Origin of the sequence: Aeromicrobium sp. REDSEA-S32_B7 (assembly GCF_001626145.1) — a bacterium.
Lineage (GTDB): Bacteria > Actinomycetota > Actinomycetes > Propionibacteriales > Nocardioidaceae > Aeromicrobium > Aeromicrobium erythreum.
Genome location: NZ_LUNF01000002.1, coordinates 13,173 through 27,264, shown reverse-complemented (window position 1 = coordinate 27,264; position 14,092 = coordinate 13,173). Strand labels below are relative to the sequence as shown.

At 69.2% G+C, this 14,092-nt stretch carries 14 protein-coding genes; 4 read left to right on the top strand and 10 right to left on the bottom strand.

All coding sequences use genetic code 11. From position 1 onward, the window contains the following. Positions 1–178: 178 nt before the first annotated feature. From A6Q79_RS00245 to A6Q79_RS00225, 5 genes are all read right to left on the bottom strand, one after another. Positions 179–415: a hypothetical protein gene (locus A6Q79_RS00245; protein WP_286691177.1), complete on the bottom strand. Its 237-nt coding sequence runs from the start codon at positions 413–415 to the stop codon at positions 179–181. Between the two features lie 1,146 nt (positions 416–1,561). Then, positions 1,562–2,791 carry an RHS repeat-associated core domain-containing protein gene (locus tag A6Q79_RS00240; protein WP_067860635.1) on the bottom strand — a complete coding sequence of 410 codons (1,230 nt, stop codon included), beginning with the start codon at positions 2,789–2,791 and terminating at the stop codon, positions 1,562–1,564. Positions 2,792–2,922: 131 nt separating this feature from the next. Continuing rightward, a complete protein-coding gene (locus A6Q79_RS00235) occupies positions 2,923–3,723 on the bottom strand; it encodes a hypothetical protein (protein WP_286691176.1) in 801 nt (266 codons plus the stop codon). Between the two features lie 57 nt (positions 3,724–3,780). Beyond that, positions 3,781–4,569 (bottom strand): hypothetical protein, encoded by a 789-nt coding sequence (locus A6Q79_RS00230; RefSeq protein ID WP_286691175.1) that lies wholly within the window; start codon positions 4,567–4,569, stop codon positions 3,781–3,783. A gap of 83 nt (positions 4,570–4,652) precedes the next feature. After that, on the bottom strand, positions 4,653–5,351 hold the full coding sequence (locus A6Q79_RS00225) for a TetR/AcrR family transcriptional regulator (RefSeq protein ID WP_067860641.1): 699 nt from the start codon (positions 5,349–5,351) through the stop codon (positions 4,653–4,655). A 64-nt stretch (positions 5,352–5,415) separates the two neighbouring features. Between A6Q79_RS00225 and A6Q79_RS00220 the strand changes: the two genes are divergently transcribed. Further along, the gene (locus tag A6Q79_RS00220) at positions 5,416–6,171 is read left to right on the top strand and encodes an SDR family oxidoreductase (protein ID WP_067860643.1); all 756 of its coding nucleotides are present in this window, start codon (positions 5,416–5,418) and stop codon (positions 6,169–6,171) included. 17 nt (positions 6,172–6,188) lie between these two features. Then, positions 6,189–6,521 (top strand): nuclear transport factor 2 family protein, encoded by a 333-nt coding sequence (locus A6Q79_RS00215; protein ID WP_286691174.1) that lies wholly within the window; start codon positions 6,189–6,191, stop codon positions 6,519–6,521. Positions 6,522–6,545: 24 nt separating this feature from the next. On the opposite strand, the gene A6Q79_RS00210 is transcribed toward A6Q79_RS00215, so the two are convergent. Then, positions 6,546–6,899 (bottom strand): hypothetical protein, encoded by a 354-nt coding sequence (locus tag A6Q79_RS00210; RefSeq protein WP_286691173.1) that lies wholly within the window; start codon positions 6,897–6,899, stop codon positions 6,546–6,548. A gap of 438 nt (positions 6,900–7,337) precedes the next feature. On the opposite strand from A6Q79_RS00210, the gene rfbA reads away from it, so the two are divergent. Beyond that, positions 7,338–8,231 carry a glucose-1-phosphate thymidylyltransferase RfbA gene (gene rfbA, locus A6Q79_RS00205; RefSeq protein ID WP_067860648.1) on the top strand — a complete coding sequence of 298 codons (894 nt, stop codon included), beginning with the start codon at positions 7,338–7,340 and terminating at the stop codon, positions 8,229–8,231. 8 nt (positions 8,232–8,239) lie between these two features. Continuing rightward, positions 8,240–9,355, top strand: a complete 1,116-nt coding sequence (locus tag A6Q79_RS00200; RefSeq protein WP_286691172.1) for a DegT/DnrJ/EryC1/StrS aminotransferase family protein — start codon at positions 8,240–8,242, stop codon at positions 9,353–9,355. Here A6Q79_RS00200 and A6Q79_RS00195 read toward each other — a convergent pair. Genes A6Q79_RS00195 through A6Q79_RS00180 form a run of 4 tightly spaced genes read right to left on the bottom strand, consistent with a single transcriptional unit; the run spans position 9,352 to position 14,054 of the window. Then, positions 9,352–9,945 carry a dTDP-4-dehydrorhamnose 3,5-epimerase family protein gene (locus A6Q79_RS00195; protein ID WP_286691171.1) on the bottom strand — a complete coding sequence of 198 codons (594 nt, stop codon included), beginning with the start codon at positions 9,943–9,945 and terminating at the stop codon, positions 9,352–9,354. The two genes, A6Q79_RS00200 and A6Q79_RS00195, sit on opposite strands and share 4 nt — an antisense overlap. 2 nt (positions 9,946–9,947) lie before the next feature. Further along, positions 9,948–11,360, bottom strand: coding sequence for a dTDP-4-amino-4,6-dideoxy-D-glucose ammonia-lyase (gene desII, locus A6Q79_RS00190; protein ID WP_286691170.1), 1,413 nt, complete (start codon positions 11,358–11,360; stop codon positions 9,948–9,950). A gap of 55 nt (positions 11,361–11,415) precedes the next feature. Beyond that, positions 11,416–12,621: a dTDP-4-dehydro-6-deoxyglucose aminotransferase gene (locus A6Q79_RS00185; protein ID WP_286691169.1), complete on the bottom strand. Its 1,206-nt coding sequence runs from the start codon at positions 12,619–12,621 to the stop codon at positions 11,416–11,418. After that, the gene (locus tag A6Q79_RS00180) at positions 12,618–14,054 is read right to left on the bottom strand and encodes an NDP-hexose 2,3-dehydratase family protein (protein WP_286691168.1); all 1,437 of its coding nucleotides are present in this window, start codon (positions 14,052–14,054) and stop codon (positions 12,618–12,620) included. The genes A6Q79_RS00185 and A6Q79_RS00180 overlap by 4 nt, the downstream gene beginning before the upstream one ends. Positions 14,055–14,092 lie beyond the last annotated feature (38 nt).

The following is a 14,092-nucleotide window of genomic DNA, read 5'->3' as shown; positions in this document are numbered from 1 at the left end:
CTTTACATCCTCAGCGGTCGAGCCTTTGAAGTTCACCGCCACCGCCTGAGGCTTCAACTCCGCAGCCCGCCGAGAGATCCGCCAATCAGGAAGCGCACCATCTGCATCGAACAACGTTGCCGGGAGCGTCCTCGCATCGGCCTACGTCGTCCGTAGTAGCGGTGGAATGGAGACGAGCTCACTCGTACACCTTGGCAGCTCGCAGTAGATCAGCGAGCGTTTGCAACGTCGGTTGCGCCGGGGTCTCCTCTCCGCGCGCCTCGTAGTACCCGTGCATGTCTTCCAACCACCCAGATAGCCCTGAGAGGAAAGACCCGAGGGTGTTATTTTCCCAAGCCTCCGCGTCCGCCCGTATCGTGTCAGCCATCGATTCTGCGAGGGCCGCAACGTCGAAACGCGACTTGAACTCTTCCACCGATCTCTCCTTCGATATCGTCCGTCTCTCCACGCGGGCTGCGCACTTAACTTGCTCGATAGCCGAAGTCTTTGGGCGTTCCAGCTGAAGACGTAGAGCGGAAACTCACGCGGCCGGCTGACGGATCTACCACAATCAATTCGTTGCCCGAAACCGCCTAGCCTCATGCGACAGCATTGACGGCTTCTCCCTCTCCTGCCTGCAGAATGCGCTTCTCCGGGTCGGCTCTGAGCTCACTTCTTCCCGTTCTCGAGTTGTTGTTACCACGGCTGGTCTAGGAGTTTGCTGCGTCATCGCTGCCGGGCTCACCGTCAGATCAAGTTGTCATCAACGAGTGCAGCTGTCTCAATCGTCATCAAGCCGTGCTCGAAAAGCAACGTTGCGATCCCACGGTTACGTGGGCCAGGGGTCGATCGAACGAAGCCGGGGCCCTAGAAGTGTCCGCAACTCCGATCCCGGTTCGCCAGGGTCGGGGATAAGTTCGACTCCGCTGACTGTCAACAATCCGCGAATCTCCTCATTTCCGGTCGCGTACGCGTCCTCGAGCCATCGAAGAATTGCGCGGCAGAGGTCTTCTCGGGCAGTCGCCCGCTTCGCAAGCCATCGCATCACGTCAGCGAGGTAGAGATGCGGGAGCATCTCACCTTCGTTGTCCTCCAGGTGTTCTTGAAGTAGGGGCAGGAGGTCGGGGAATTCGTATGAGAGCGCACCCATAGTCGCGACTGTCGAAGCACTCACCCCAAACCTCCAAGAACGCCCTGCAATTAATTCGCGAGACTTTGCCGGACCAGCCTGTCGTGATACCGGGCGACGGGTTTCACCTCAAGCCCCATCCAGTCCGCCGAACAACCAGTCCGGTTGCTATGGGCCCTGCCTAGAGCATGGCGATATCCCGTCTCCACACCTCTCAGCCCGATTGACCGATTCCGCGACACCGGATCTTGCTAGCGCGTTGTTCGTGCCTCCCGAATGTTTCGTAGCGAGATGACGTGTCCCTCGCCGAACTCTTCGATGACCATCGCCCGCGCCTCTCGGGGCGACGTCGCCCACACGCTTAGCCTTTTTCCAGGCTCGTCGCCAATCCAGATGAATCCTACGTATTCCTTCAGAGGACTAGAACTCAAGACCATCACTCCTGCCGTTTCATCACCGCTTGAGACAGGCTCGACTTTCGCAGAACCCCCCAATAATCGTGCCCGGCTTCTCCATGACCGCACCTACCTCAGCCGGCGACATCGAGTCGATGTCGTAGACGCTGACTCCAGGGAGGTCGCCGAACGCCACGACATCCTCATCGAAGAACGCACGATGTCCCTCTGTGGTGCCGTCAGCAAACCCATGAACACCGCTCAGGATGTGAACCTCATCATCCCGCATGACGGCAGACTGGACAATTGGAGTCAGATCATCCTGATCGATGGCCCCCGTCGAGGTAAAGATCCGGCCGCCCGCTGCGTTGCTGCTTGTCTCGTCTAGAGATCCACCGTACTTGTTCAGCCCTCGGCCTGAACCTCGGTCACTAGGTGCAGACTTCTTGCTGCTGCCCCCACCCCCGCGCCTCGGAGCCTCCGTCTTCGCACTCGCCTTGCGAGCACCACCAGCACTACTGCTCGGTGAACGCTTCACCTTCGCCGCCAGCGACTTCAGCTCCGCCGCCTGCTTCGAGATCTGCCCATCGAGCTTGCTCAACGCCGCCGACGCAGCCCGCTTCGCGGCGTTGAACGAACGGACGTTGTCGATCAAGTTCTTGACCTTCTTGATCGTCTTGCCGGCCTTGAAGATCGCCGCCCCAGCCGTCCCCGCGACCGCCCACGCACACGCGCCGACGTCGCGGTCCATCACGCACCGCTTGATGTCACCCAGACCCGAGGCCTCGACCCCCAGATCGACCAACGCGCCCTTCCAGTCGAACTCCGCAGCAGCCTTCTTCGCCAACGCCTCGCGACGCGACATCGACGCCGCCAGCTCCGCCTCACCCCGACGCTGCAGCTCAGCCGCCGTGTAGATCGACCCATCCGGACGAACCGTCTTGCCCGTCTCACGAGTCTTCCCGTTCTCCGTCACGCTGCACGGACTCGGCCCCTCCGTGCACGTCACCCGGTGACCATCGGGATCCATCATGTTGACGGGGTTGCCGTTCACGTACGTGTACGTGTTCGCCGTCAACGGATCAGTCGTCACCGACAGGTCCGTCGGAGGCGCAGCCACCCGATACGTGTCCGGCGTCGTGAACGCCGCATCCGACGGGTCGTACGTGCGCGTGCCCAGCTGGTAGGAGCCCGTCGACCCGTCACGCGCCTGCCCGCGGTACCAAAGGCTGTTCGCCGTCGCACTCATCGCGGAGATCGGCCGCAACCGCGAGACGATCTCCACCACCTACGACCAGCTCGGCAGCCCGAAGTGGATCTCCGACCCGACGAGCGACATCACCATCGGTCCCGTCGCCCACCGCTACCTGTACGAGAAGAAGCACGGCGATCCACCGGCGGCCCCCGTGACGACAACGACTAGAAGACGAAGAGGTCCGCCGTCGGCGACCAGACCACCACCACGAACCGGCCGTCGGCGCGGACGGCGGCTCGCCAGCCCGTCCACGACGTCTCGGCCTCGACGGCGCACGACTCTCCCTCGAGCACTGGGCTCTCGAGAGCCGGCCGACCCGACCATCGCTCGAACCGGTCAGAGAGCTCGGAGCAGGTGACCTCGGAGTCGTCCCACACCCGCAGCGCCTCGGGCGGCTCGTCGGGTGACGAGTCCGCGGCAGGCTCGTCGGGCTGCGCCGGTCGGCTCTCGCCCTCGGACGGGAAGTCGGCAGCTGCCGATGCGAGGCGCGCGTCCACCCGGGCGGCGTAGAACGCCATCGCTCCGCCGACGACGACCGGCACGAGCACGGCGGCAGCGCAGAGCGCGGTGGCGAGTCCACGCCGGCGCGGGAGGAGCAACGCCGTGACCACGGCCAGCGCCGCACACGCGAGACCGATCCAGCCAGCCCACCACATGACCGTCCCCGCGGCGTCCGACGTCCCGAGCGCGATCCAGAAGCCCGCGGCCCCGCACACCACCGGTACTGGCGTGGCCAGGACGGCGAGGGCCGCGCGGGGCACCCTTCGCCGACCCGCCTGCGGGGCAGGGCCGAACAGCGCCACCAGCACCTCGACGAGACTCCAGGCCAGCAGCCCGACGGCGATGCCGGACCACAGCGCCGACTCCAGCACCTCGATGCCGGAGCCCAGCGTCGCGACCACGGGGATGCCGACCGCGGGCGCCACGAAGCTCCCGACGAACCTCCACCACTCGGCCGATGCCATGAGGCACGGTAGCGCCGGGTCGGTGCACTGCACCTCGCCCGTTGAGCCCTGATGGAGCTACCGGTCCGTGGCTACCTGCGCGACCCACGACGTCGTCGGCGACCAGGCGGCGACGACCAAGGTCCCGTCGGGGCGGAGCGCGGCGCGACGACCGAGCCATGCCGAGGAGTGCTCGAGCGTGCACGTGCGGTCGCCAGGATCAGGCGCCACGGCGCGCCCCGTCCAGCCCTCGAACCTCCGCGCGAGGTCGGCGCAGGCCAGATCAGCATCTGGCCACGCGCGGACCACCTCGATCAGCTCGCTCTCGGCGACGTCAGCTCCTTCATCGGCGTCCGCCGGGCGGCTCGGGCCGCGTACTGGGAAGTCGTCCACGGCAGCCTCGACCCGCTCGTCGGTACGCAGGGCGACGATCCCCGTCGGGACGGCGACCAGCGCCGGCACGACGGCCCCGACGAGGCACAGACCCACGCTCACCTCGCGCGTGCGCGGCCCGAGCAAACCGAGGACCGCCGCGACGAGCAGGCAGCACGCTCCGACCTGCACCCCACGGACGATCCAGTCGCCTGCCGCCTCGGACCTCCCCAGGCCGACCCAGATGCTCACGACGAAGCAGACCGCCGGGCCCACCGCCGCAGCGAGCACCAGCGCCAGCACCGGCATCGGCCGTCCGAGCGACTCCGCGCGCTGCGACGAGGCCACCGCCCACCCGACCAGGCCGGTCAGCACCCCGATCGTCGCGGCCACCCCGAGGTTCTCGACACCGAGCGCGAGGGCGATCAGGACGGTGGTCACGACGGCAGGGAGCACACCCGCCCGCACGAGACGCGCCCACGCATCCGGCTTCATCCCGGCACGCTAGCCGGGGCGAGGGACCAGGCGCGGCGTCGTCCGCCGGCGATGGGGTGGGCGCACCGTCGGCGATGCAGGAGTCAGCCGTCCGACCCCACAGCGAGGAGACGGCTCAGCCACTTCGTGAGCAGCGCCGTCTCCTCCCCTCCGAGGAGGTCACGCTGCGTCACGGCGTGCTCGAGGACGCGACGCACGTCGGCCTGGAGGGACGGCGACGAGCTCGCGGAGCCGGTGATGGCGGCGATCACTCCCTCGCGCACGGCTATCGAGAGATCTCGGTCCTCGGTCGCGAGGACGATCTGGCGGAGGGTGACGCCGATGTTCGTGACGAGCACGTGCGCTGCCGCCTGCTCCGGGGTCGTGCAGAGTCGTCCCTGCTCGTGCGCCTTCCTCGTCAGCTCGCGCAGCAGCTCGCTCGGCCGGGCCTGCGCCGACGGCGAGTAGCCGGGGCGGACCTTCCCGTACATGAGCGTGTAGAACCCGGGGTTCCTCAGGCCGAACGCGACGTGGGCGTCCCACCCGTCGCGGATGTCCTGGATCGGGTCTCCCGTGCTCTCGCCGGCCGACTTCTCGGCGAGGTAGAGGTCGAACCCACGCTCGACGACGGCGTCGGTCAGGCCCTGCTTGTTGCCGAAGAAGTGGTAGAGCGTCGGCATCTGCACGCCGGCCGCAGCGCACACCGCCCTGAGCGAGACCTCCTCGCCGGGTGCGCTCGCGATCATCTCGGCGGCCGCGTCGAGAAGACGAGTCCGTGTATCGGCTCGCACTTCTTCTGTCATGTCGCTACAGTACTCGTGTATCGCTGATACATGTTCCTATTCACTCGACATAGAAGGAGTGACCATGTCCACGCACACGCTGGAGGGCAAGACCGTCCTCGTCGCCGGAGGTGCCAAGAACCTCGGAGGACTCATCAGCCGTCAGGCCGCGGAGGCGGGCGCGAACGTCGCCCTGCACTACAACTCCGCGTCCACGCGCGCCGACGCCGAGGAGACGCTCGCCGCGGTCGAGGCCGCGGGCGGCAAGGGCGTGATCCTCACCGGAGACCTCACCGTCCCCGACAACGTCGCGAGGCTGTTCGCCGACGCCGAGTCGGCGCTCGGGCGCGTCGACGTCGCGGTGAACACCGTCGGCAAGGTGCTGCGCAAGCCCATCGCGGACACGACCGAGGCCGAGTACGACGCGATGTTCGACATCAACAGCAAGGCGGCGTACTTCTTCATCAAGGAGGCCGGACGGCACGTCGCCGACGGCGGCAAGGTCATCACGATCGTCACGTCGCTCCTCGGCGCCTTCACCGACGGCTACTCGACGTACGCCGGCGGCAAGTCGCCGGTCGAGCACTTCACGCGCGCCGCGGCGAAGGAGTTCGCCGAGCGAGGGATCTCCGTCACCGCCATCGCGCCGGGCCCGATGGACACCCCGTTCTTCTACGGCCAGGAGACGCCCGAGCGCGTCGAGTTCCACCGGTCGCAGGCGATGGGCGGCCAGCTGACGCAGATCGAGGACATCTCCCCGATCGTCCGCTTCCTCGCGACCGAGGGCTGGTGGATCACCGGCCAGACCATCTTCGCCAACGGCGGATACACGACCCGCTGACCCTGAGGAGACCCCCCATGACTGCACCGCACCTGCCCCAGCCCGTGGCCTCCTTCGTGGAGACCGTCAACCGCCACGACGACGAGGGCTTCCTCGACGCCTTAGCCGCCGGCGCCGTCGTCGACGACTGGGGTCGCACCTTCACCGGTCGCGACGAGATCAAGGCCTGGAGCGCTCGGGAGTTCATCGGCTCCCAGGGCATCCTGACCGTCGAGGAGGTCAGCATCCAGGACGACAGCCACGTCACGGTCGTGGGCGACTGGCGCTCGACGCACGCCAACGGTCGCTCCCGTTTCGCGTTCGAGGTGGCGGGCGACCGGCTCACCCGCATGACGATCCGCGAGGGCTGAGCGACGACGCGCCCTGGCGTCGGCTCAGAACAGCCAGTCGACGTCGACCAGGCCCGGCCACATCGCGACGTCGAGGGTGCCGTCGGCCAGCAGACGGGGCCGCCGGACGCTCCACGCCGACTGCGACTCGCGCGCGCAGCCGGAGAACCCGTCCGCGTGCCTGCCCTGGGACCCGCCCCCGTCCTCGACGCGACGGACGAACGTCCCGCAGTCGAGACCGGCGTCGGGCCAGCGTCGCGCCACCCCGGAGCCGCCGTCGTCGTCGTCCTCGAGGCCCACCAGCAGATACGCCGCGACCAGCGGCGGTGTGGCGCTGGTCGGCCTCGCGACGAGGAGCGCCATCGAGCAGCACCCGACCACCTCGGGGACCGCGGCCACGCAGCTGAGCACGAGCGAGATCGGGTGTCCCCGGGGTGCTACCGAGCAGCGACACGAGCACGAGCAGGCCCGCCCAGACGCCCAGACGCCCAGACCGACCGTGTCGTCGAACGCCACCTCCGATCGTGCGCCGGCGCCCGGCCCGACGACGAGGCGCGGGCGATGAACCCGGCATCCGCCGACGGACGTGTCTCGCCACGCTGCGGGACGCTGTCGACCCGCGGGGACCGGACGGCCTCGCGGGCTGATGGACGGGGCTGGATGCGCGTTCCGTCCGTGCGACCGCCGGACTCCTCTGCCACCGGCGCGCTCGGTCTCACGCCGAGTGCATCGAGGACCCCGCGACCAGCTCAGGTCGGACACCCGCCTGGTCGCGCTCCAGGGACCGCGCCCTTCTCCACCGCCCCGCGGGCGAAGAAGGACCGCTAGGGTCGAGACATGCGCGGAATCATCCTGGCCGGGGGCACAGGGTCTCGACTGCATCCCATCACACGCGGCATCAGCAAGCAGCTCGTGCCGGTCTACGACAAGCCGATGGTCTACTACCCGTTGTCCACCCTGATGCTCGCGGGCATCCGCGACATCCTCATCATCACGAGTCCGCACGAGGCAGAGCTGTTCGTGCGTCTCCTGGGCGACGGCAGCGCCTTCGGGGTCAACCTGAGCTACGCGGTGCAGCCGACACCCGACGGCCTCGCCCAAGCCTTCCTCATCGGCGAGTCGCACCTCGGCCAGGAGCCGGCGGCGCTAGTCCTGGGCGACAACATCTTCCACGGGACGGGCATGGGCTACCAGCTGCGCCGACACACCCAGACCGAGGTGGCGGCGATCTTCGGCTACCGCACCTCCAACCCGCAGGCGTACGGGGTCGTCGAGATCGGAGAGGACGGCCGGGCGATCTCCCTGGAGGAGAAGCCGCAGCGGCCCCGCTCGCCCTATGCGGTGCCGGGTCTGTACTTCTACCCCGACGACGTGGTCGAGCACGCCAAGACTCTCGTGCCCTCCGCCCGAGGTGAGCTCGAGATCACTGACCTGAACCGCCTCTACCTCCAGGAGGGCCGCTTGCACGTGGAGGTCCTCCCCCGCGGCACCGCATGGTTCGACACCGGCACCTTCGACTCGCTCAACGATGCCTCGAACTTCGTGCGCACCATCGAGGCGCGTCAAGGGACCCTCGTCGGCTCTCCCGAGGAGGTGGCCTGGCGCGTCGGCTTCCTCTCCGACGCTGAGCTGCTCGAGCGTGCCGAGCGGCACTCCTCGAGCACCTACGGACCCTACCTGCGCGCCCTGCTCGACGAGGGCGACGACGCCCACGATCCCTACCGCGTCTGAGCAGGCCGATGACCATCGACGTCCCGTTCCTCGACCTCGACGCGGCCTACGTGGAGCTTCGTCCCCAGATCGACGCCGCGGTGAGCGGGGTCCTCGCGTCCGGGCGCTACCTGCTCGGCGCCCAGACCGAGGCGTTCGAGGCGGAGTTCGCCGCGGCATGCTCTGCCGCGCACTGCGTCACGGTCGGCAGCGGTTGCGACGCGCTGGAGCTCAGTCTGACCGCACTGGGCGTCGGTCCTGGTGACGAGGTCATCGTCCCCGCCCACACCTTCATCGCCACCTGGCTCGCCGTCTCCCGCTGCGGAGCCCGCCCCGTACCCGTGGAGCCGTCACCCGACGGCTACCTCGTCGACGTCGAGGCGGTCGAGGCCGCCGTCACGCCGCGGACGGCCGCCATCCTCGTCGTGCACCTGTACGGCGAGGTCGCCGATCTCGCCGCGATCCGCCGGGTCGCCGACCGTCACGGTCTCGCTCTCGTCGAGGACGCGGCTCAGAGCACGGGTGCCCGCGGACGGGACGGCGCCGTCGTCGGATCCGGGTCCACCGCGGCTGCCTTCAGCTTCTATCCGGGCAAGAACCTGGGCGCTCTCGGTGACGGCGGGGCCGTCGTCACCGACGACGACGACCTGGCTCGACGGGTCCGCCTCCTGCGCAACTACGGGTCCGTGGCCAAGTACGTGCACGAGGTCCGAGGCACGAACAGTCGCCTGGACGAGATCCAGGCGGCCGTCCTGCGCGCGAAGCTGCCGCTGCTGGACGCATGGAACGCTCGCCGCGCGACCATCGCCGCGCTCTACCTCGACCGGCTCGAGGAGGCATCTGGTGTCCGCCTCCCCCCGCACGACCAGGGCCGGTCTGCCTGGCACCTCTTCGTCGTCCGCTGCCACGACCGGGAGACGCTGCAGCGAGAGCTCACCCGTCACGGAGTCGAGACCCTCGTCCACTACCCGACCCCGGTGCACCTGAGCGCGGCCTACGCGGACCACGGACACCGAGCCGGTTCCCTCCCGCACGCCGAACGTCTGGCCCGGGAAGTGCTGAGCCTGCCCATCGGCCCGCATCTCGCGCTCCCGGCTGCCGAACGGGTGGCCGACCTGGTCGCCGTGCTCGCGGCGCGACCCTAGGGCTCGACGCCCTCTGCCACCATCCTCGGACCCGACCGTGGCAGCAGCCCTCCGGCGCGGGCCTGCGCGAAGGACATCGCCACCTCGTCACGACCGGACAGCAGGGCCGGCACGTCAGCCGGCCACGGGAGGGCCAGCTCGGGGTCGAACGGGTCGATCGCCAGCTCGAGCTCCGCATCGTACGGCGTGCTCACGAGGTAGGACATGATCGTGCCGGGCTCGAGCGCCATGAAGGCGTGCGCGGTCCCGATCGGGAAGTACAGCGCGTTGCATCGCCGTGGGTCGAGCTCCACAGCCTCCCAGGTGCCGAACGTCGGCGAGTCCGTGCGCACGTCGATCATGACGTCGAGCGCCCGACCGGCGGCGCAGTGGACGTACTTCGACTGACCGGGCGACGCGGTGAAGTGCACACCGCGCAGGACCCCGCGGTCGGAGACGATGTGGTTCGTCTGCGCCACGGGGAAGGGGTGCCCGACGGCCGCCACGAACGCCTCCTCCTGCAAGGGGGACGCGAAGACTCCGCGTGCGTCGTGGTGCACCGTCGGCGTGAACTCCCACCCTCCAGCGACGCGCAGCTGACGTGCCTGCACCGTCAACTCGCCCTGACGAGCCCGCGGAAGCGTCCCCACCCATCGGCGACATCCTGGTCGAGCTGGTTCAACCGCGCCGTGACCGACTGGTCGAAGCCGTCGAGGAAGTATTCGTCGCCGGGAGCCGGCTCCACCTCGCGCCCCGACTCGACGAACTCGCGCAGCACGTCGTGCAGGCTGTGATCGGAGGTGACCCGCCCGGCGATGTAGCGGTGGGCTCCGTCGAGGTCGGGGAAGCCAGCCTCCCGGTACAGGTACACGTCGCCCAGCAGGTCGACCTGGACGGCGACCTGCGGGTGCGCGGTGGGCCTCATGGTGTCCGGCCGGATCCGGAGCAGCTCCGCGTCGACCCCGCGACGCAGGCTCTCCAGCGCATAGCCGAGGTCGATCGTCATCCCCGGGGTATGCCGCTCGGCGTACTCCACGAACGCGTCGAGACCGTGGAGGAGCTCGTCTCGCTCCTGCTCGTCGAGCCGGCCGTCGTCGCGACCGCTGTAGTCCTCGCGCACGGTGACGAAGTCGAGCGGACGGTCGGGGCTGGACTCGTTCAGCTCGGCGATGAAGTCGACGAGGTCGATCAGCCGCCCCGTGCGGCCGGGGAGGATGATGTGGTTGAAGCCGAGCCGCAGGTCGCTGCCCCGCTCTTGTCGCTGGTGCATGAACCGCTGCAGGTTGGCCTTGACGCGGCTGAACGCACCCTTCTTCGTGGTGGTCTCCTCGTACTCCTCGTCGTTCAGGCCGTAGAGCGAGGTGCGCAGGGCCCCGAGGTCCCAGACCCCCGGCTGCCGCGACAGGGTCGCGTCGGTGAGCGCGAAGGAGTTCGTGTACATCGTCAGGTCGAGCCCGCGGTTCGCGGCGCGGGTGATCAGCTCGCCCAGACCCGGGTTGGTCAGCGGCTCGAGCCCACCGGACATGTACATGGTCGTGCGACCGTCGTTCGGCACCTCGTCGATCACCGAGGCCAGGACCTCGTTGCCGGGGGTGAGGGAGTCCGCCGCGTACCGCGCCCCGGTCACACGCACGCAGAAGTGGCACCGGAACATGCACGTCGGGCCCGGGTACAGGCCGACGCTCACGGGGAAGGCGAAGCGTCGCTCGACGGCGGCGTCGAGCGCACCGGCCTCGTTGAGCGGCTTGATCGTGTTGCTCCAGTACTTGCCCGCCGGGCCGTGCTCCACGGCCAGCGCCAGCTCGGGCACGCGGTCGAACACCTCCAGCACGGCCGCGAACTCGTCGCGGTCCAGGCCGAGCCTCTGGCGCATCTGCTCCAGCGGGGTGAACGGGTGCGCCCCGTAGTGGGAGACGAGGGCGGCCAGGTGTGCCGCCTTCGCCTCGACCCCGTCCTCGCCCATCGAGCGGAGTCGCTCGGCGACGAGGTCGCGTGCCGTGTGGTGGTCGACGCCGGGTCGTGCCACGTCTAGAACCTTCATCGATGTCTCCATAGGTGTGGACGTGCCCCTGTCCGGGGCCCTAGCTCGGTGCGTTCCTCGCTGCGGTCAGGCGGCGCGCGACGTGCTCCCCGTCGGCGACGACCAGCCGCAGCACGTCGCAGATCCTGCGGATGTCCTCGGCCGAGACGCCCGGCCCGGTGGGCAGGGCGACGACCTGCGCCGCCAGCCACTCCGCGCTCTCGATGCGCTGGGGGGTCTCGGTCCGGTAGGGCTCCATGAGGTGGCACGGCGGCGAGAAGTACGGCTTCGCGACCACCTGCTCGGCAGCGAGCACCCTGATAATCTCGTCTCGGTCGATCCCGGTGTGCGCGGGATCCACCGAGACGATCACGTACTGGTAGTTGCTGCGCTCCTCAAGGTCGAGCTCGTGCAGCCGCAGGCCCTTCACGCCGCGCAGCTCCTCGGCGTACAGCTCGTGGTTGCGGCGGTTGTGCTCGCAGACCTCAGCGAACGCGTCGAGCGAGGTGAGGCCCATGGCGGCCGACGCCTCGCTCATCTTCGCGTTGGTGCCGACGTGCTCCACCCGTCCGCCCTGGCCGAGGCCGAAGTTGTGCATGCTCCGGGCCCGCGCGGCGAGCGTGGCGTCGTCGGTGACCAGGGCCCCGCCCTCGAAGGACGTGACCACCTTGGTCGCGTGGAAGCTGAAGACCTCGGCGTCGCCGAAGCTGCCCGCTGGCCGGTCGTCGCGCGTGCACCCCAGGGCGTGGGCGGCGTCGTAGAGCATGACCAGGCCGTGGTCGTGCGCGAGTCGGTCGAGCTCCTCGACCGGCGCGACCTGGCCCCACAGGTGGACGCCGACGACGGCCCCGGTGCGCTCGGTGATGCGCCGCTTCACGTCGTCGGGGTCGATCAGCCCCGTGACCGGGTCGACGTCACAGAAGACCGGCTCCAGACCGATCCAGCTAGCGGCGTGCGGCGTCGCCGCGAACGTCATGGCCGGCATGATGACCTCGCCGCGGACCCCCGCCGCGTGCATCGCGAGCTGCAGGCCCACTGTGGCGTTGCTCGTGGCCACGCAGTGCCTGACCCCGGCGATCTCGGCGACGGCGGTCTCGAACTCGCTGACCAACGGGCCGCTGTTCGTGAGCCACTCGTTGTTCAGCACCCAGGCCATGCGCGACTCGAAGCGCTCACGGTCCCCCATCGAAGGGCGACCGACGGTGACGGTGTTGAGGAAAGCTGCGGGCCCCCCGAAGACGGCGAGGTCGTCGATGGTGCGCTTCACGGGTGCTCCCCTTGTGCGAGGGCGAGCGCGCAGGCCATGAGCGTGCGCAGCTCGATGGTGACGTAGTTCTCGTGCGTGAGCAGGTCGCCGATCTCGCCCAGGGTCACCCACCGGTGCTCCGGGGTCTGCGACGTGTCGAAGGACGGCGGCACCTCGACGACGACGTACCGGTTCTGGAGGTGGTGGAAGCGTCCGCCCTCCTCGGACTGCCACGAGTCGTACAGCACCGATCCCTCGTCGGCCGTCGCGACGACGTCGAGGTACGGGGGCGCGGCCGACTCGGGCAGGTCGGCGTAGTTCGCGGGCTGGCAGTGCACGGTCGGTGCGAGCTCGGCGACCTCGAAGCCGCCCGCCTGGGTGCGCATCTGCACCAGGGCGCGGAGCACACCGTCGACCTGGGTGACGAGCAGGGCCAGGAGCCCCGGGCTCGCCGCGGCGACGATGGGCTGCGACCACGAGCCGACCTCGCGTCCGCTGGCGGTGACCGTGATGCCGAAGACGGAGAAGTACTTGCCGTCGACGTGCTCGATGGCGTCCTCGCCGAGGACCCAGCCGGACGACGCCGTGTCGGAGAGCGGGCGCAGCCGCTGCACCAGCTCGCGCCGGGACCGGATGTCGGTGACCCACCGGCGCAGCGCGTGGTCGGGCTCCGGTCGGGCCGCGAGGGAGCGGCGCAGGGCCTGCACGCGCTCGTCGACGACGGGGCCGCCGTCGTCGACGGGGCCGAGGCGTCCGGTGGTCGGTAGGCAGGAGATCACGCTGCGCAGGTCCATGTTGACAACGTTGTCGACGAGCAGTGCCGAGCGCAGCACCGACAGGGGCGTCCAGCGGAAGTCCGGGTGCGGCTCGACGTCCTCCTGCACCTCCACGACGAGGTTCCGGTTGCGCTTGCGCAGGAACCACGACCCCTGCTCGGACTGCAGGACGTCGAGCAGCACGTGGCCCGGAGCCGTGCCGTTGACGTGCTCGATGTAGCGCACCGCGTGGCCACGGTGCACGCCGAGGACGTTGCTGCGCGTCGCTTGGATCGTCGGCGACAGCTGCGCCTTCCCGAGGTTGCCGGGCTCGACCTTGGCCTGGACGAGCGCGTGCATGACGCCGTCGACCTCCCGCACGAGCAGGGCGAGGAACCCGACCTCCGGCTGCAGCAGGATCGGCTGCGACCACTCGCGCCGCCACCCGTGGTTCGTCGCGACGGCCAACCCCTCGACCGAGAAGAACCGGCCGGAATCGTGCCGGATCGCTCCGTGCGTGCCGTCGAGGCTCCAGTGCTCAAGGTCGGCGAACGAGGTCCGCTCGACCCGCAGGGCGCGAGCCGCGGCACGCTCGGCGAGCCAGCCGAGCAAGGCGTCGCGCGGATCGGCGCGCTCTCGATCGAGCACGGCTCCGCGTCCCGCGGCAGCCGTGTCCACGAAGGTCGGCGCGTGCTCCATCGGTGGACGCCCCCTTCCTCCACTGGTCGGATCGTGCT